General features: G+C 59.5%; 16 protein-coding genes, 1 tRNA gene and 1 other RNA gene. 2 read left to right on the forward strand and 16 right to left on the reverse strand.

Features of this window, described 5'->3' with window-relative positions:
• The 10 genes from FJ248_00665 to ilvB form a co-directional block, all read right to left on the reverse strand.
• Entirely contained in the window at positions 1-1020 is a 1020-nt protein-coding gene (locus tag FJ248_00665; GenBank protein MBM4119402.1) for an aspartate-semialdehyde dehydrogenase, read from the reverse strand.
• Between the two features lie 4 nt (positions 1021-1024).
• Entirely contained in the window at positions 1025-2227 is a 1203-nt protein-coding gene (locus tag FJ248_00670; GenBank protein MBM4119403.1) for a hypothetical protein, read from the reverse strand.
• Between the two features lie 2 nt (positions 2228-2229).
• Positions 2230-3303: a 3-isopropylmalate dehydrogenase gene (leuB, locus tag FJ248_00675; protein MBM4119404.1), complete on the reverse strand. Its 1074-nt coding sequence runs from the start codon at positions 3301-3303 to the stop codon at positions 2230-2232.
• A gap of 19 nt (positions 3304-3322) precedes the next feature.
• On the reverse strand, positions 3323-3685 hold the full coding sequence (locus FJ248_00680) for a cupin domain-containing protein (GenBank protein MBM4119405.1): 363 nt from the start codon (positions 3683-3685) through the stop codon (positions 3323-3325).
• Between the two features lie 130 nt (positions 3686-3815).
• Positions 3816-5366 (reverse strand): 2-isopropylmalate synthase, encoded by a 1551-nt coding sequence (locus FJ248_00685; protein MBM4119406.1) that lies wholly within the window; start codon positions 5364-5366, stop codon positions 3816-3818.
• Positions 5367-5661: 295 nt separating this feature from the next.
• A complete protein-coding gene (pssA, locus tag FJ248_00690; protein ID MBM4119407.1) occupies positions 5662-6444 on the reverse strand; it encodes a CDP-diacylglycerol--serine O-phosphatidyltransferase in 783 nt (260 codons plus the stop codon).
• Between the two features lies 1 nt (position 6445).
• Positions 6446-7093 carry a phosphatidylserine decarboxylase family protein gene (locus FJ248_00695; protein MBM4119408.1) on the reverse strand — a complete coding sequence of 216 codons (648 nt, stop codon included), beginning with the start codon at positions 7091-7093 and terminating at the stop codon, positions 6446-6448.
• A gap of 88 nt (positions 7094-7181) precedes the next feature.
• Positions 7182-8195 (reverse strand): ketol-acid reductoisomerase, encoded by a 1014-nt coding sequence (ilvC, locus tag FJ248_00700; protein MBM4119409.1) that lies wholly within the window; start codon positions 8193-8195, stop codon positions 7182-7184.
• Between the two features lie 56 nt (positions 8196-8251).
• Positions 8252-8767: an acetolactate synthase small subunit gene (ilvN, locus tag FJ248_00705; protein MBM4119410.1), complete on the reverse strand. Its 516-nt coding sequence runs from the start codon at positions 8765-8767 to the stop codon at positions 8252-8254.
• Positions 8768-8855: 88 nt separating this feature from the next.
• Entirely contained in the window at positions 8856-10637 is a 1782-nt protein-coding gene (ilvB, locus tag FJ248_00710) for a biosynthetic-type acetolactate synthase large subunit (GenBank protein MBM4119411.1), read from the reverse strand.
• 121 nt (positions 10638-10758) lie between these two features.
• On the opposite strand from ilvB, the gene FJ248_00715 reads away from it, so the two are divergent.
• On the forward strand, positions 10759-11064 hold the full coding sequence (locus tag FJ248_00715) for a glutaredoxin family protein (GenBank protein MBM4119412.1): 306 nt from the start codon (positions 10759-10761) through the stop codon (positions 11062-11064).
• Between the two features lie 128 nt (positions 11065-11192).
• On the opposite strand, the gene rnpB is transcribed toward FJ248_00715, so the two are convergent.
• Positions 11193-11600, reverse strand: an RNA gene (gene rnpB / locus FJ248_00720) — RNase P RNA component class A.
• 227 nt (positions 11601-11827) lie between these two features.
• Between rnpB and rnhC the strand changes: the two genes are divergently transcribed.
• Positions 11828-12493: a ribonuclease HIII gene (gene rnhC, locus FJ248_00725; GenBank protein ID MBM4119413.1), complete on the forward strand. Its 666-nt coding sequence runs from the start codon at positions 11828-11830 to the stop codon at positions 12491-12493.
• Here rnhC and FJ248_00730 read toward each other — a convergent pair.
• The 5 genes from FJ248_00730 to FJ248_00750 form a co-directional block, all read right to left on the reverse strand.
• Positions 12490-13218, reverse strand: coding sequence for a hypothetical protein (locus FJ248_00730; GenBank protein ID MBM4119414.1), 729 nt, complete (start codon positions 13216-13218; stop codon positions 12490-12492). The genes rnhC and FJ248_00730 overlap by 4 nt on opposite strands.
• Before the next feature lie 263 nt (positions 13219-13481).
• Positions 13482-13558: transfer RNA gene (locus tag FJ248_00735), tRNA-Met, on the reverse strand.
• 110 nt (positions 13559-13668) lie between these two features.
• Positions 13669-15495 (reverse strand): RNA polymerase sigma factor RpoD, encoded by a 1827-nt coding sequence (gene rpoD, locus FJ248_00740; GenBank protein ID MBM4119415.1) that lies wholly within the window; start codon positions 15493-15495, stop codon positions 13669-13671.
• A 141-nt stretch (positions 15496-15636) separates the two neighbouring features.
• Positions 15637-17481, reverse strand: coding sequence for a DNA primase (locus tag FJ248_00745; GenBank protein MBM4119416.1), 1845 nt, complete (start codon positions 17479-17481; stop codon positions 15637-15639).
• A gap of 263 nt (positions 17482-17744) precedes the next feature.
• Positions 17745-18584 carry an aldo/keto reductase gene (locus FJ248_00750; protein MBM4119417.1) on the reverse strand — a complete coding sequence of 280 codons (840 nt, stop codon included), beginning with the start codon at positions 18582-18584 and terminating at the stop codon, positions 17745-17747.
• Positions 18585-18660: the final 76 nt, after the last annotated feature.

Raw genomic sequence — 18660 nt, forward strand, 5'->3', positions numbered from 1 at the left:
TCACTTGATCAGATGTTCCGCAATCTGAATGGCGTTTAGCGCCGCCCCCTTGCGTAGATTGTCGGACACGACCCAGAGATTCAGTCCATTCGTGATCGAGAGGTCTTCGCGGATCCGGCCGACGTAGACCGCGTCTTTGCCGGACGCATCGATCGGCATGGGATAGAGCTTCTTCAAAGGATCGTCGTAGACCAGCACACCCGGCATGGCCGCCAGCGCCGCGCGCGCGTCGTTGGGTGAGAGCGCGCGCTCCAGCTCAACGTTGATTGCCTCTGAATGACAGCGCAGCACCGGCACACGCACGGTGGTCGCGGTGATCCGCATTGTTGGCGCTCCCAGAATCTTCTGCGTTTCACGGACGATCTTCGTCTCCTCCGAGCAGTCACCATCCTTGCCGAATGACCCGATGTGCGGGAGTAAATTAAACGCGATCTGGTAGGGATAGACCTTGGCTTCCACGTCGCGGAAAGACAGGAGCGCTTTAGCCTGGTCGACCAGCTCGTCCATGGCGGCCAAACCGGTCCCCGACACCGATTGGAACGTCGTCACCACCACCCGCTTGATGCCCGCCGCCTCCTGAAGCGGCTTGAGCGCCATGACCAGCGGCGTGGTTGTACAATTTGGGATCGCTACAATGCCGCGTGGCATTTGTGTCAGCGCCTGCCCGTTGACTTCCGGCACGACCAGCGGCACATCAGCGTCCATGCGGAAGACCGAACTGTCGTCGATCACAACCACACCGGCAGCACCCAGCTTTCTGCCGTATTCCTTGCTAATCTCGTCAGTCGCGGAGATCAGCGCAAAATCCACGCCGGCGAAGGACGCCGACGGTGTCAGTTCTTCGATCTTCCACTCACAGCCCTGGCAGGGCATCGCATTCCCGGCTGACCGCTTAGATGCAAACAGACGTAGGGATTCAATGGGAAATTTTCGTTCCTCAAGAATCTCAAGGGTTTCCTTCCCCACGGCGCCCGTGGCGCCAAGGATCGCAATGGTATAAGCTGGTTTCTTCTTTAACATGACTCTAGGCTGCGATCATCCGGATCCGGTGATTGAATGTGTCCGCAATATACACGTTCCCGGCGCCGTCCACCACCACCCCGAAAGGGTAATTGAGGCTGCCGGCCAGCGGATTGCCCCCGTCTCCTCCAAACTGCGCTTGGCCGCTGCCTGCGAGGCGGGCGATGATCTTTTTCTTTTTGTACCAGCGCCGGAGCAAATGGCTGTCGGAATCCGTGATCAGTAGATTATCCTCTGCATCCAGCGCGATGCCATAGGGACGGGACAGGCTCGTTGAAAACTCGTTGGCCATGCCAGAAAATCGATATTCGCTCCCGTCACCCACCACCGTGCTTATGATGCCTGACGCATCGATCTTTCTGATCCGCCCGGCAAAAGTATCCGCAATATAGAGCGTGTCATCGGGACCGAGCGTGAGTCCGCTGGGGCCCGACAGACCAGCCTCCACCGCCGGCACGCCGTCACCCGTGTAGCCCGAGTCGCCCGTCCCCGCCACCGTTGTGATGATGCCGGTGGTCAGATCGACTTTGCGCACGCGATTGTTACTCTGGTCGGCGATATAAAGTTGATTCTTGCCGTCCACTGCTAGCGCCGCCGGCTCGTTCAGAGCTGCGGCCGTTGCCAGGCCCCCGTCTCCCGAATAGCGATGCTGTCCCGTGCCGGCAATTGTCGTGATCACACCGGTCTTCGCATCGACTCGGCGCACGCGATGGTTCATCGTATCGGCAATATAGAGGTGCCCGTGGCGATCCACCGCTACCGCGCCAGGAAAATTCAGCGTGGCCTTCGTGGCCGGACCGCCGTCACCGCCAAACCGCCCAGCCTTACCCTGACCAACGATATATCGAACTGTTCCGCTCAAATCGGTTGTCTGCACAAACTTCTGCGCCGTTGAGGGAGACGGATCGGCAAAAGGATCCTCGTCCTCTTTCGGCATAACCGCCAGCGCTGGACCGCTTGAGCCGTTCCCCTTCTCGGGATAGCCTGCGACGGTTGTAATAATGCCAGTAGCCAGGTCGACGCGGCGGATCACATGATTTTCCGCATCGGCGATATAGAGAGCGCCCGCCCCCAAGGCAAGCCCCTTTGGCTCATTGAGACAGGCCTCGACCGCGGGCTTGCTGTCGCCGGAGTGACCGAGCTCGCCGTTGCCGGCAAGGGTGCCGATGCAACCGGATGGGATTGAAACTGAGTGGGGTCCGGGCACGGTCAGTCCTTGAGATTCTTCAGAATCGCCGCACCCATTTCCTTCGTCCCTACGAGTGTCATGCCAGGCGTGTGGATTTCCTTGGTCCGGCAGCCCTGCGCAAGCGTCTTGACGATCGCCCGCTCGACCGTCTCCGCTTCCCTATCGAGCTTAAAGGCATAGGACAGCATCATGGCCACCGAGGCGATGGTCGCGATGGGATTGGCGAGATTCTTCCCGGCAATGTCGGGCGCGCTGCCGTGGATCGGCTCGTACATGCCGGTCTTGGTACCCACGCTGGCTGAGGGCAACATGCCGATTGAGCCGGTCAGCATTGCCGCCTCGTCGCTCAGAATGTCGCCGAACATGTTGGTCGTCACGATCACGTCAAACTGTTTTGGGTTGCGGACAAGCTGCATCGCGCAGTTGTCCACGTACATATGGCTCAGCTCGACGTCCGGATACTTCTTGTGCACGTCAATGACCACGCGGCGCCAGAGTTCGGACGACTCCAGCACGTTGGCTTTGTCGATGGACATGACTTTCTTCCGACGTCGGCGGGCCGCTTCGAAGGCCACAACGGCAATGCGCCGGATCTCCTGAGTGGTATAGACCTCGGTGTTAATCCCCTTTTCACCACCTGGGATTTTCCGAATCCCCTTTGGCTTACCGAAATAGATACCACCCGTCAGCTCGCGCACGACGAGAATATCGATTCCCTCAACCACCTCGCGCTTAAGCGTCGAGGCATCGGCCAGCATCGGATAGAGTTTGGCCGGGCGCAGATTGGCGTAGAGACCCAGTTGCTCCCGCAGGCCGAGCAATGCGCGCTCAGGCCTGATGGAATAATCCAGCCCTTCCCACTTGGGACCGCCGACTGCGCCGAGCATCACGGCGTCGCTGCTTTTGGCCAACGCCAGCGTCTTGAGCGGCAGCGGCTTGCCGGTCAGGTCGATAGCTTGACCGCCGACCGGCGCCTCGATAAACGTGAACCTGTGGCCAAACTGCTCACCGATGGCCTTAAGCACCTTGACGGCCTCGGGCACGATCTCCTGCCCGACCCCGTCGCCCGCCAGTACAGCAATCGTCGCTTTCATACTACCGTCCCTGCTCCTTTCACTCCGTCACGGTTTCGTCTTCCGGCTTCCACGCCGGATCTACCAGGCACAGAAATTCCAGATTCGCCGTCCCCGTATTCTCCACCCACTGTTGGCCCTTCGGCGGGACATAGACCACCGAACCAGCTTCGATGTCGGCCGACTCCTGATCGATCCGGAACCGCCCCTTGCCGGCCAGAAAATAATAGACCTCCGAAGAGGCCAGCCGGTGGCGTTTCGACTTCGCGCCAGGCTTGATGAGGCCATGCGCGAGGCTAAAGCCCAGCGCCACCGTCGCTTTGCCCGGATGCAACAATTCGCGAAGAAGGGTATGGTCGCCCGCTAGAAATTCCGGACAATCCTTGAGCTTAACGACGTGCACACTCCCCCCAAGATGCGCAACAAGCTCTTCAGCAAGACTGCAGCGAGTCAAAAGAGACGGCGCACACCTCTCAATACGTTAAGCCTTTGAGCGATGCAAGGACGCCGCTGGCGCTTTTTTCAACATGCCGCTAGACGAGCCCGATCTTTTGATCGGGGCTACTGCTCTTGGATGCCCAGAACGACAGTTTGTTGAGCGCATTTAGGTACGCCTTGGTCGATGCGACAATGATATCGGTGTCGGCTCCGTTGCCGATGGCAGCGTTGCGGCCCTCCTCCAGTTTGACCGCCACTTCGCCCTGCGCGTCCGTCCCGCCCGTAATAGCCTTCACTACATAGCTCAACAGCCGGCTCTTGGTGCCGAGCATCGCCGCAATCGTGCGATAGGCCGCGTCCACTGGGCCATCACCCGTGCCGGTTTGCTTGACAGCCTGCCCATCGATCAGCAGTTCCACCGTCGCCGTTGGCACCTCTCCCGTGCCGCTCTTGACGTAGAGCGATTTCAACGCATACCGCTCGGGAATCCGCCGCGTCTCCTCCGAGACAATTGTTTCAAGATCCTCTTCGAAAATTTCTTTCTTCTGATCAGCGAGCCGCTTGAAACGCTCGAATGCCTGGTTGACCTCCTGATCGGACAACTTGTAGCCCAACTCCTCCAGCCGCTGCCGAAACGCATGCCGGCCCGAGAGCTTGCCCATGACCAATTGCATCTTGCCCAGTCCGACGGACTCGGGCCGCATGATCTCGTAGGTACTCTTCTCCTTGAGCAGCCCGTCCTGGTGGATGCCGGACGTGTGCGCAAAGGCATTGGCGCCCACGATCGCCTTGTTCGGTTGTACAACCATGCCGGTGATCTTACTGACGAGCCGACTGGTCTTGGCAATCTCCTGGGTGCGGACCTTCGTGTCGGCCTCGTAGAAATCCTTGCGGGTCCGCAATCCCATGACAATTTCTTCCAGTGAGGCATTACCGGCCCGCTCGCCAATCCCGTTGATCGTACACTCCACCTGCCCCGCGCCCGCCGCAATGGCCGCCAGCGAATTGGCGACAGCCAAACCGAGATCGTTGTGGCAGTGGACCGAGATGACGGCCTTCCTGCTGTTCTTGACTTTCTTCCTGATCATGGCAATCAACTGTCCGAACTCGTCTGGCGTGGCATAGCCGACGGTGTCCGGAATGTTAACCGTTGCGGCGCCGGCCGCGATGACCGCCTCGATGACTTCGCAGAGATAAGTGACGTTCGAGCGGCTGGCGTCCATCGGAGAAAACTCGACGTCCTTTACGTAGCCGCGCGCCCGCTCGACCATCTCCACCGCCCGCTTGAGCGCTTCCTTGCGCGTCATGCGGAACTGGTGTTTCAAATGAATATCTGACGTGGACAGAAACGTATGGATGCGTGCCTTAGATGCGCCCTTGAGGGCTTCCCACGCACGGTCGATATCCTCAGGCCGCGCGCGCGCGAGGCTACAAATTGTCGGTCCTTCGACCTCCTGCGCCACCTGCCGCACCGCCTCGAAATCGCCGGGCGAGCTGTAAGCGAACCCCGCCTCGATGATGTCGACGCCCAAGCGGGCCAGTTGCTTGGCGATCATGACCTTTTCCTCAAGGTTCATGCTCGCCCCCGGTGACTGTTCCCCGTCCCGTAAGGTCGTATCAAAGATGCGGATATTACGCGTGGTCATAACTCACCTCTTCTCAAGCTGGCACACAGCACAAACAAAAAAGCCTCCGCCCTGGGGCTTTATGCCAGGGACGAAGGCGTTCCGCCCTCCGTGGTACCACCCTGATTCAGCGCCGGGCTCCTTGGTTGCAGTCCCGTCGCCCTCTGTTTGACCCGTGTCGTGGGTCATGCGGGATTCCCTACTCCTAATTCAGGAACCAGGCTCCGAGGCCAGTTCAGCGACGTGCAACACCGGCTCGCACCACCCGCCGGCTCTCTGCAGACTGCGCGATCGCCTACTATTCCTCTTCGTCGCCCTACTCTTTCGTCTCCAGCACTGGCTGCGATTCCACCGGGCGCTTCCCGGTCAGTTTGAGCACCAGTTGCACGCCTTTCTCAATTGGACCGGACACAGCATAACACGCGAACACGATGAATAGCATCGCCTGCGGCCAGGCAATCACCAGCATGATCATCAGGATCGCCAACACCAGATTGTCGAAATGCGCCCGCCCACTAAACTTCAGATCCTTAAAACTCCGGTACTTGATCGTGCTGACCATCAAAAAGGACAGCGCCATCGTCAGTACCAGCACCGCCACGGGCTTACTGGATAGGCCGAGCTGAGCCACCTCGCGGTCGAAGATCACCAGCGTGGCCACCACACTCGCAGCCGCTGGGATCGGCAGGCCCATGAAATATTTACTCTCGCTCGCGGCAGTCATCACGTTGAACCGCGCCAGCCGCAGCGCCCCGCAGGCCACGAAGGCGAACATCACGGACGGCCCGAGCATGTCGTAGACGCTGAGCGCCCAGCCGTAGATCAGCAGCCCTGGCGCTACCCCGAACGCCACGAGATCGGCCAGCGAATCGTACTCCACGCCAAACTGGCTTGTGCTATTCGTCCACCGGGCCGACTTGCCGTCCAGCATGTCAAAAATCAGCGCGATCATGATCGCCACAGCCGCCGCGAAGTAGTTGCCGTGGAACACCGCCAGCACGGCGTACAGCCCACTGAACAAGTTTCCCGTCGTCAGCAGATTCGGAATTAGGTAGACGGCCCGGCGCCGTTTCGGTTCTTTTAAAAAAGCCGTCCTCATCTTACAGTTCCCCGAAGAGGGTTTCCCCGCCCTTCACGTGATCGCCTACTTTGACCTTCAACTTCGTCCCCACCGGCAGAAACACATCCATCCGAGAACCGAACCGGATCAGCCCGAACCGCTCGCCGCAAACTACGCTCTCGCCGGGCTGCACCCAGCAGACGATCCGACGCGCGATCAGACCGGCGATTTGCACACAGAGCACCTTCGTTCCTTGCGCCGCCCGGATCAGCAGGGCGTTCTGCTCGTTTTGCAACGTGGCTTCCGGCCGACTGGCCACCAAGAATTGGCCTGGTTGATAGGTCACCTGCTCCACCGTTCCCTTGCAGGGAATCCGGTTTACATGCACATCGAAAATATTCAGGAAGATACTGATCCGTACGCACTTGCCTTTGAGAAAGCGTGACTCAGTCTCTTCACTGATCTCGACAATCTTCCCGTCCGCTGGTGCCACCACGATCCGGTCGGCTTGCGGTGCCGACCGTTGGGGGTTTCGGAAGAACCAGGCCGTGAACAGCGCCACGGCACCAAAGGCGGCTGCGATGCCCGTCCACCCCAGCATCCCTGCGGCCACGGCTGGCGTGCCGACAGCAGCCACAAACGGAAGCCCTTCCTTGACAATCGGTATGCCGACCGCGCGATCAGACATAAATTCAGTTACCAGTGGTCAGGTTTCAGTTTTCAGTACGCCCTGATCCCGAACTGCAAACTGAAAACTGCCTGCAGGGAACGCCTGTTCAGTTTTTTGCCTTGTCGACAAGTTTGCCGCTCTTGAGCCACGACATCATGGCCCGCAGCCTTGCTCCGACCTCTTCGATTGGATGGGCTTCGCCTTTCTTGAGCAACGCGTTGTAGACTGGGCGATTCGCCTGGTTTTCCAGCACCCACTCGCGGGCGAACTGGCCACTCTGGATCTCTTTCAGGATACGCTTCATTTCCTGCTTGGTTTTGTCCGTCACGATGCGCGGACCACGCGTCACATCGCCATACTTGGCCGTCGTGCTGATGGAGTAGCGCATGTTAGCAATGCCGCCCTCGTACATCAGATCCACGATCAGTTTCACCTCGTGCAGACATTCGAAATAGGCCATCTCCGGCGAATAACCCGCCTCGACCAACGTCTCGAAGCCCGCCTGGATCAGTGAGGTCAGGCCGCCGCAGAGGACCACCTGTTCGCCGAAGAGATCGGTTTCCGTCTCCTCGCAGAAGTTCGTTTCAATGACGCCCGCGCGGCCGCCGCCGATCGCACTGGCATAGGCTAGGCCGACCTTGCGAGTGTTGCCGCTGGGGTCCTGATGGATCGCCAGGAGGCAGGGTACGCCGCTGCTTTTCGTGTATTCCGACCGAACGAGGTGCCCCGGGCCCTTGGGTGCCACCATGAACACGTTGACGCCGGCCGGTGGGACGATCTGACCGAAATGGATGTTGAAGCCGTGGCCAAAGGCCAAATAGGCCCCGTCCTTTAAATTCGGCCCGATGTGCTGGCGATAAATGGCCGCCTGCGCCTCGTCCGGCGCGAGAATCATGACGACCTCCGCCGCTTTCACAGCATCGGCCACCGGCATGACTTTCAGCCCGCCCTGCTCCGCCTTCCTCCACGAGGCGCCCTCGCGGAGACCGATGACGACATTGACGCCGCTTTCCTTCAGATTCAGCGCGTGGGCATGGCCCTGACTGCCGTAGCCGATAATGGCCACCTTCTTGTTCTTAATCTGCTGCAAGTCAGCATCTTTGTCGTAATAGACCTTCATCACTCGCTCCTCACAAGTAAAAATGTTGCCTGAACAATCGGCGGACGGGCACTCTACTACTCTTTGGCGATCCGCTTGGGATGGGTCATGGCCGGCCGGATCGGCTCCCGCGCGATCGCCACGCGGCCGGTCCGGATCAGCTCCTTGATGCCCAGCGGCTGCAGGAGGTTGATGATCGCCTCGATCTTCCGCACGCTTCCCGTCACCTCGATCGTGTAGGTGCCCGGCGTCGAATCAATGACATTGGCGCGAAAGATGTCCGCGATGCGCAGCGCCTCGGCCCGGTCCTCCGACTTCGTGTGCACCTTAATCAAAGCCGTCTCCCGCTCAACAAACTCGTTCTCGCTGAGGTCCACAACCTTGATCACGTCGATCAGCTTGTTAAGCTGTTTGACGATTTGCTCGATCCGATCGTCTCCAGTGGTGACGATGGTCATCATGGACGTGGAGGGGTCGAGCGAGGGCGCCACCGAGAGGCTCTCGATGTTGAAGCCACGCCCGCTGAACAGACCGGCAATGCGCGACAGCACGCCGAACTTGTTCTCCACGGTCACGGAAATGATGTGTTCCATGTTCCCTTCAACAGTGATGAGTTTTCAGTTGTACGTTCCCGGTTCACCGAACACTAACAACTTAAAACTGACCACCCCGTTCTCACCGCTATGCGGTGAGAACGGTGTCCTTGTCCTCGCCTGCGACCGGAGTCGGCGCGCCGGCTTTTTGCTTCTGTTTCAACTCCGGCGGATCGGCCAGAATCATCTCGTGATTGCAGCCGCCAGCTGGAATCATTGGATAGACGTTCTCGTATGGATAGGTCGGCACGTCGAGAAACACCGGCTTGTCGATCGAGATCGCTTCCTTGATCGCGCCGTCCAGCTCCGACACGGTCTTCGCGCGCAGACCGACCGCCCCGTAGGCCTCGGCCAGCTTCACGAAATCCGGGTAGACATCCAAAAAGCTGGACGCGTACCGGCCCTCGTAGAACAAATCCTGCCATTGCCGGACCATGCCGTGGAAACCGTTGTTGAGCACGACAACCTTTACCGGCAGCTTGTTCACCACCGCGGTCGCCAACTCCTGCGTATTCATCTGCACACTACCGTCGCCGGCGATGCAGAGGACCAGCCGTCCGGGGAAGGCCGCCTGCGCGCCCATGGCCGCTGGGAAGCCGAAGCCCATCGTGCCCAGCCCGCCGGAGGTCAGCCACCGGTTTGGCTTGGCCAGCTTGAAGTACTGCGCCGCCCACATCTGGTGCTGCCCCACATCGGTCGAGACAATCGGATCGCGGTCCTTTGTGAGTTCGTAGAGCCGCTTCACGACATGCTGCGGCTTGATCGGCCCATGGGCATCCTGCTGATAGGCCAGCGGATGCGCCTGCTTCCAGTCGTTGATCTGGTCCCACCAGGGCTTCCGCAGTTCCTTCTGATCGCCGTTTACCGTGGCCTTAAGAACATCGACGAGCTCGCGGAGCACGGTCTTGCAGTCGCCCACGATCGGAACGTCCACGTGAACGTTCTTGCGGATCGATGTCGGGTCGATGTCGACATGAATAACCTTCGCATGCGGGCAGAATTCCGAGACCTTGCCCGTCACCCGATCGTCGAACCGCGCCCCCACTGCAATCACGAGGTCAGAGTAGTGGATCGCCATGTTGGCCCAGTAGGTGCCGTGCATGCCCAGCATACCCATGGAGAGCGCATGCTCACCCGGAAACCCGCCCAGCCCCATCAACGTCATGTCCACCGGTAACTGGCACATCTCCGCCAACTCGAGAATTTCCTGCGAGGCTTCGGAGAAGATCACGCCGCCGCCAATATAGAGCACCGGCTTCCTCGCCTTGGCGATCAGCTCGGCCGCCTGCTTGATCTGCCACTTGTTGCCATCGTAGGTCGGGTTGTAGCCGCGCATCGAGACGGAGGCCGGATACTTGAACTCCGCCTTGTTCATGGATACGTCCTTGGGAATGTCCACCAGCACGGGGCCGGGGCGCCCGGTCGTCGCGACGTAGAAGGCTTCCTTGATCGTCGTCGCGAGATCATTGACATCCTTTACGAGGAAATTGTATTTCGTGCAGGGGCGGCTCAGGCCGATGTTGTCGGCCTCCTGGAACGCGTCGTTGCCAATGAGGCTCGTGGGCACCTGGCCGGAGAAACACACCAGGGGCACGGAATCCATGTAGGCGTCGGCCAGCGCGGTGATCACGTTTGTCATGCCGGGGCCAGACGTCACCAGCGCCACGCCGGCCTTGCCAGTGGCCTTGGCGTAACCCTCGGCCATATGGCCGGCGCCCTGCTCATGGCGGGTCAACACAACCTGAATGTCCTTCTGTTGATGCAACACGTCGAAGATTTTCAGGACGACGCCGCCCGGAAGGGCAAAAATCGTCTTAACGCCTTCTTTTTTAAGGCATTCCAGAAATATCTCCGCGCCGGTGAGCTTCATCGGTTCACCCTTTCCTCAAACGGAAAATTCTGTTCAAAAAACAATAGGATAGAGCATACGATACTAGCATCGCCTTTGACGGCAAGTCAACCTTTTCACTCTCTGGCGCAGAGGATCCGCCGTGCCTGAGGTCATTATTTATTCCCGGCCGGACTGCCACCTTTGCAACGTGGTCGAACGCATCGCCAAAACAGTCCAGGCCGAGCATCCTTTCATCCTCACCCGAATCAATGTAGACGAGACATCCGACCTCGCCATCCGCTACGGCGAACGTGTGCCGGTGGTGCTGATTGACCAGGTAGAAGCCTTCTCGGGCACGGTCACGGAGGGAGAGTTTCGTCGAGCGATTGAGAGAGCAAACAGGCAAGGACTGCGGGGTGTGATACGGTCTTTCTTCAGGATATTCAAAAAGCCCGTCAAGTCGTAAGCTGCAGGGGGCCACGCCGCCAGGGATAATGAGCGTCACCAGTGAGACATATTTTTTAACATGTCGTAAGAACACGGGCCACCGCGAAGACGGCGGGCGGGCTTTTTCAACATCCTGCTTAAAGGGCGCGAGGGAGAGGGCCTATAAGCCGGATTCTGTCCCGTTTGTGACGGGGATGATCATTTCTCTGGGGCCCGGATTACTTCGGGCCTCATGCGACCTACCCGGGGGCCTGACTGAGCCAGCCGTTCCGAGACTCCCATATGGTTGAGCCTCGGAGTGCCCCCCTATTTGGTCTTGCTCCGGGCGACGCTTGCCGTGCCGTTCATGTCACCATGAACGCGGTGGGCTCTTACCCCACCGTTTCACCCTTACCTGAGCCTCGCCAGATTCATTCCTGAGCCTGGGGGGCCATCGGCGGTCTGTTCTCTGTTGCGCTTGTGTCGGATCGCTCCGCCTGGGTGTTACCCAGCGCCCTGCCCTTGGAGTCCGGACTTTCCTCCAGCCTTGCGGCCAGCGATCATCCGGCCCTCTCCCTCGCGCAGCCTCACTATAACAACCGTCCAGCACTCGGGCAAGCAAATTGACCGTCTGTACAACGTCTGTTACAGTCCTCACCGATTCACGCTCCCTCCGGGATGTTCATAAAGACCTTTCAGAAAGGACGCCGCGAGCAAAAGGCCGAAGCGTACGCTTGTCAGCACGTTGAGGATTTATGCGATGCGAGAACGCTGCTGGCAGCTTTTTTCAACATCCAAGCAGTATGGCTGCAACCGGCATGACGACCTCGGGAAATCGGATTGGCATTGATGAGTCCGGCAAGGGCGATTACTTCGGCCCCTTGGTCATTGCTGCCGCCCACGTGACGGGCGAGCTCGAGCCGGAGCTGCGCCTCATGGAGGTACGGGACAGCAAAAAGATCTCCGACGGGCGCGTGCTGGAGATCGCCGGGGACCTGCGCCAAGCCTGCAAATACAGCATCGTCGTCATCGGCCCACAAAAATACAACGAACTCTATCCCAAGTTCCGTAATCTCAATCGCCTACTGGCCTGGGGACACGCGCGGGCGCTGGAAAATTTACTGGAGCAGGTGGACTGCCCGCTGGCCATTGCTGACCAATTCGGCAATGAACGGCTCATCCTCAGCGCTCTGAAAGAAAAAGGGAAGAAGATCCAGTTGATCCAGCGGACAAAAGCCGAGTCCGATCTGGCCGTTGCAGCTGCTTCGATTTTGGCCCGCGCGGAATTTCTCTTTCGCCTCCAACGCCTCTCAGAGGAAGTAGGTACGATGCTGCCAAAAGGGGCCACCCATGTCGAACTAGCTGCCAAAATGATCGTCAAAAAGCACGGAGAAGAGCGGCTCGGCATGGTTGCCAAGCTGCACTTCAAGACTACGAAAGCTGTGTTGGGACAGACTGAGGAGAGCTAAACCGACTCACCCGCTTCGTCCTGCTGCTTTTTTACCGTGGCAGCGGCCGCAGGGACTACTTCCTCCGCCGCCGCCCCCTCCCAGTAGAGCATGCGGTGGCAATAGTTGCAATTGAGCAGCAGATCCCCGCGCCGGACCTGGGCGACAAGCTGAGGCGGCAATTGCAGCTTGCAGCCAAAGCAGATGCCGTTGCGGACCGGCGCCAGAGCCTGATCCTTACGCGAGGCCTTCAGCTTCGTGTAGCGCGCCAGTAGATTTTTCTCGACGTGGGCCGAGGCGTCCCTGTGCTTCTGCTCCAATTCGACCAGCTCAGCCGTCAGTGACGCCTGCTGCGCGTCGAGTTTTGATTTTTCTTCCGCGAACAGCTTTTCGGCCTCGGCTTTTTTGGCTTGGGCCTCCTTGGCCGCCTTCTGCTGCTGCTCGAGCCGCTCCATACACATCAGAATACGCTCTTCGATCTCACCTTTTTTCTTGTTGGCCATTTCGATTTCGAAAAGATGTGCCTGATACTCCTTGTTGGTCTTGAGCTCGCTCAGTCGCGTGCGCATCTTTTCCGTCTGGGATTCGTGCGCCTCCAGATCCTTTTCAAGCGACCGTTTTTCTTTGTTCGCGGTGTCGAGCGAAGCGGTCAGATCGTCCAGTTGCTTTGTCGCGTCATTGAGCGGGGCCTGAGCGGTTTCGAGAAGGACAGGAAGCTTGCGCTGGGAGTCTTTGATCTCCGACATACGGAGATCGAGGGTCTGCAAATCAATAAGCGGACGCAGTTGCGGATTCAAAGAGGCCTCTGAGTGGATACGCCGTCACGATGGTCACAGTAACACAGCGCCAAAGACATCTACAACGACACATTTAACTGCCCTCTGAGAAATATCACTGGCAGGGCTTGCGACCGCGTCCGCAAATTTAAGGACCTGCCACCTCGCCAGTGCGATCTTGAAACCACCCCCCGCCTGAAGGGGGTATCCACCAGCTCAAGCGAAGCGTGGTATGGTGGGCCCACCAGGATTCGAACCTGGGACCAAGAGATTATGAGTCTCCCGCTCTGACCACCTGAGCTATGGGCCCTGTCCTTAGCTCATTCCATGGCGCTGGCACTCGGACGACCCATATTCGCTGCCCCATCAACCCTACCGCGGTCATCCCACGCCGGGAAAAGATTCAAGTCCTCTATTTCTCTACAGGCTCTCGACGAAGCTGCGGAGCTTCTTGCTCCGGCTCGGATGCCGCAGTTTGCGCAACGCCTTGGCTTCGATCTGGCGGATGCGCTCGCGGGTGACTTCGAAGTCCTGGCCAACTTCCTCCAACGTATGGTCCGTGCTCTCGCCGATGCCGAACCGCTTCCGCAGCACCTTTTCTTCGCGTGGCGTCAGCGTCTCCAGCGCAGTGCTGATCTGGCGCTGCAGATCGTAGCGGATGGCTGCGTCTAGCGGGGAGACCGCCTTCTTGTCCTCGATGAAATCCCCCAGATGGCTGTCTTCCTCCTCGCCAATGGGCGTTTCCAGTGAGATCGGCTCACGCGCGATCTTGAGGATCTTCCGCACCTTGTCCAGCGGCAGATCCATCCGCTCGGCAATTTCCTCCGGGGTGGGTTCGCGGCCGAGCTTCTGCACCAGATGCCGCGACGTGCGGATCAGCTTATTGATCGTCTCAATCATGTGCACCGGAATGCGGATGGTGCGCGCCTGGTCAGCGATGGCGCGGGTAATCGCCTGCCGGATCCACCACGTCGCGTAGGTGCTAAACTTGTACCCGCGCCTGTACTCGAACTTGTCCACCGCTTTCATCAGACCGATGTTGCCCTCCTGGATCAGGTCTAAGAATTGGAGGCCCCGATTCGTGTACTTTTTGGCAATGCTGACAACCAGTCGAAGATTGGCCTCAACCAGCTCCGCCTTGCCGCGCTTCATCTTGTCGTCGGCCAGGTCGAGGTGTTTGACGGACTCCTTGAGATCCTCGGAGGTCATCTTCGCCTCTTCGGACTCGATCCGCCTGATCTTTGCCCGCGCCTCAGCCACGATCTTCTTGATAGACAGGAGCGACTCCTCAGGCAAGCCGCATTTCCGCTTTACGGCGAGCAAGCCGCGGCGATCGCGTGACAGCTTGCGCAGCAGTTCGGCCCCCGCCTCACCTGACGCGCCCAGCCGGCGATAACAGTTGCTGATCTCGCGCTCAGCCGACCGAATTTCCTGTGCCACCTGGCGCACGCGCTGCACCAGCTTGTCCTTAAACAACGGGTGAAAATTGATTGCCTCGATCCGCTCCACCACCGGCACGCGCACGTCTTTAATCTGCGCCTTGATCCGCTTTTGCTTGACCGGATTGCCCCGCGCCGCCCACAGCTTCTTGTAGAGTGCCACCACAGGCGTACTGGGCCGACGCACCTTGGTGAGCGCCTCGAGCGTTTTCTTGCGAAGCTCGGTGTCGTCCTGCTCCATTTCCTCGCGCTCTTCCTGGTCCATCTCCTCATCGTAGGCCGTCTGCGCGACTTCGCGTACGCTGAGCTTCTCCTTCTTAATCTGCTCTGAAATCTCCAGCACAGTCTTTATGGTCATCGGCAGGCCGAAGACGGCCATGGACATGTCCTTCTTGCCCTCTTCGATTCGCTTGGCGATTTCGATTTCGCCCTCACGGCTCAGCAGCGCGACGCTGCCCATTTCCTTAAGATAGAGCCGGACCGGGTCGTCGGTTCGGCTCAGCACGCCGGGCGTGAGATCAATCCGCTTCTTGTTGCCCTCAGACCCCTCCTTCTCCTCATCCTCGTCGTCGGACTCCGCATCACGCGCCTTTGACGGCTTCTTGGCGCTGCGCGCCTGTTCGCCTTCCGGCGCATCCACGATCTCGATGTCCATCTCGCCGAAGATCGTCATGAGGTGGGTCATCCGCTCAGACGACACCAGCTCGGCCGGCAAGGAACTGCTCAGCTCGTCGTAGGTGATAAAGCCCTTATCCTTGCCGATGGCGATGAGCTTTTTGACTTCTACCAGCATTTCGTCTTTAGCCATACCCGTCTCCTCACACGCTGTTAAAAAAGACCACCAGCTTTGTTCTCGCATCGCTCGGGACGTTGACGTACCGACAAACGTACGCCTCGGTCCCTCACTCGCTGCGGCCGTGCTGGACGGCCTTTTTGAACAACCTGACCTCTATGAAACTCCTGGCGCAGCAGAAACCGCTGTCCGCTCCGATTTCTTCAACCGCAACGCATTGACCGCATCGTTCAACTGTCGGGCTTCGTCAGCCCGCCCCGCCTGCTCTGCTTCGCGAAGTTGCACGATCAGGCGACTCATCGTGCCTTCGAGGTGTTTGCGCTCCAGCCGGTCCAAGCAATCCGCCACGTGCTGCCGCACGTCGTCATAGGGCTGCTCCGACAGCGAGAGTTCCGTCGCCACCGTGGCGCAGGCCACATCAGCCAGGGCCTCATCCAGCGTGGCCCGCACAGACACGCGTCCTTCATCTAGCGACCGCAGCGCGATCTCCACAATCCGCTTGCAGGCCGGCATCGAAAAAAGTTCGACCTCCAGCCGCTGCACGTCCGTCGGTAGCAACTGCCCTTGCAGCAGCAGATGGATCAGATCGCGTTCCTCCGGGGCACCTTTGAACCTAGCGCCAGTCGGCGCCGCGGCCGCGGCAGGCGCCGCTCGGCGCGCCAAGCGCCCCTCGCGCGGACGCAGTTCCGGATAGCGCTCGATCAGCCGCTGCTGGTTCACGCCCAGCCGCTCGGCCACCTGCTTTGTGTATTCCTCCTTCTCCAACCGGTTGTTCGTCTTCTGAAGGATGCGCAACACCTCGTCCACGCTGCGAATGCGGTCCTCGATGGACGTCGAGCCCACCTTGGTCAAGCTGTGTGCGACGGAAAAATGCAGCAGGCTCGGCGCGGCAGATTGCAATTGCGCAAAGGCCTCCGTGCCCTGATTGCGGATGAACGTATCCGGATCGTCTTCGCCCGGCAGCGAAACCACCTTCACGCCGAGGCCGCTGTCCACGAAGAGGTCTAGCGTCCGCAGCGCCGCGCGCACGCCCGCCTCATCCGGATCAAACAGCAGCACGACCTTGTTGACGTAACGGCGGATCGTTCGAATGTGATCGGGCGTCAGCGCCGTGCCGAGCGTGGCCACGGTATTTGTGATCCCCGCCTGGTGCAGCGCGATCGCGTCGAAATACCCTTCCACAATAATCAGTGTATCCGCCGTCTTGCCGGCCGCCCCCCGCGCCTTCTCCAGCAGATAGAGCGCGCGCCCCTTGTTGAAGAGCGGCGTCTCCGGCGAATTGAGATATTTCGGCGAGCCCTCGCCCAGGATGCGCCCGCCAAAGCCGAGCACCTGCTTGCGCAGGTCGCAGATCGGCAGCATCACGCGCGAGCGGAACCGGTCGTAGTAGCCGGAGGGGTCTTTCAGGTTTCGGCCCCCCCCGTCTTTCTGCACAATCAGTCCGGACGCCAACAACTCTGGAATCGTGTAGCCGGACTTCAATAAATGTTTGAGCAGGCCGTCCCACGTCTGCGGCGCCCAGCCGAAGCCGAAACTCTCGACCGTGTCCTCGAATATGCCCCGGTCTGCGAGATAGAGCCGCGCCTCCCGGCCCACCTCGGCCTGGGCGAGATTGCTCCGGAACCAGGCTTGCGCCGCCGCATTGATCTGCTCAAGTTTCTCACGCTGGCCCGCCTCCTGCGAGGGCCGCACGCCGCGGACTGTCGGCACCTCGATACCGGCCTTGCGGCCCAGCTCGCGGACGGTTTCGGGAAACGACGTGCCCTCCATTTTCATGACGAAGGAAAAGGCATTGCCGCCCGCGCCGCAGCCGAAGCAATGGAAAATCTGCCGCGAGGGGCTAACCATGAACGACGGCGTTTTTTCGTTGTGGAAGGGACAGAGGCCTTTGAAGTTCTGGCCGGCCTTGGTCAGACTCACGTAGCCAGAGACCACATCAAGGATATCGGTACGCTCTTTGACCTGCTCGATGATCTCTTGGGGAATCAAACCGCTGCTCACGCCGGTGCCGCTCCTTTGCCTGTGATACCGCGCACCGAATCTGCCGAGATGGACCTGGAAAGGCTTGAAAAATCAGCACAGTCAGCCCCGAACTGTATCAGACGGGAAAATGTGAAGTCAACGGCGACCGCGGCGAAAAAATCCGGCTGAACTCCCCCAGCAGCCCGCCTTGAACATGCGCCGACGAGCCACTACGATGGGTGCCCGTGCTGCTGGCCCCCCGCCGGCGATGACCCACTGGGGAGAGACCGTGCACACTGCCCTCAACACCCAATTGTCTCGATCATTTTCACTTCGTCATCGGTGAGCGTGAATTGCTCGCAGAGAACATTGTCCGCCATGTGCTGCGGGCTTGTCGTACCGGTCAGTGGCTGCATGCCGATCTGCAGGGCGAAGCGGAAGATCACCTGCGCCACGCCGGTTTTATACCGCTGCGCGATGGTCCGCATCGCTGGCTCAAGGAAAAGACCCTGGTTGGCCGTCAGCAGTGAGAAGCCCTGATAGATGAGCCCCTGTCTGTAGCAGATAGCCCGTACGTCACGATCCCAGCCGAAGGCTGCATAGCAGCGGTTCTGCACCACCATCGGTTTGACCTGCGCCTTCTCGCATAGAAGCGTCAGTTGCTCCGCAGACACGTTACTTACGCCAATCATTTTTGTTTTGCCGGCCTTGCAGAGCGACTCGATCGCCGCCCAGACCTCCCAGTCCATCTCACTCAGCCCGCGCCGGACGTAAGGCCCGTGCAGCACATACGAATCCAGATAGTCCGTGTGCAGATGAACCAGTGAGCTGTCGAAGGATTGCCGCACCTGGGTCGTGAGGTCGGCATGGGGGTCGTAGGGTGTACGGTGGTCCTGGCCGTTGGTCGGAGTGAATTTTGTCTGCAGAAAGAGCTGCTCGCGCCCGATGCCCTGCTTCGCCAGCGCCAGCAACGCCTCGCCCACCCTCGCCTCGTCATAATGGATGAGCTGATTGGCCGTATCAATAGCTCTAAAGCCCGCCGACACGGCCTGCAGTACGAGGCCGGTCGTCGCCTCCTTCTTCCATGCTGTCCCGTACATGAACGAGGGCATGGCAACCTGATTGTAGGCGGTAATCGTCATGGAATGGGTGAAACCAGAATAGCGTATCTCATGAAGCATATCCAGTCTCCTACCGGCTCAATTCCTGAAATACGCG

It is taken from the genome of Nitrospira sp. (assembly GCA_016873435.1).
Taxonomy (GTDB): domain Bacteria; phylum Nitrospirota; class Nitrospiria; order Nitrospirales; family Nitrospiraceae; genus VGXF01.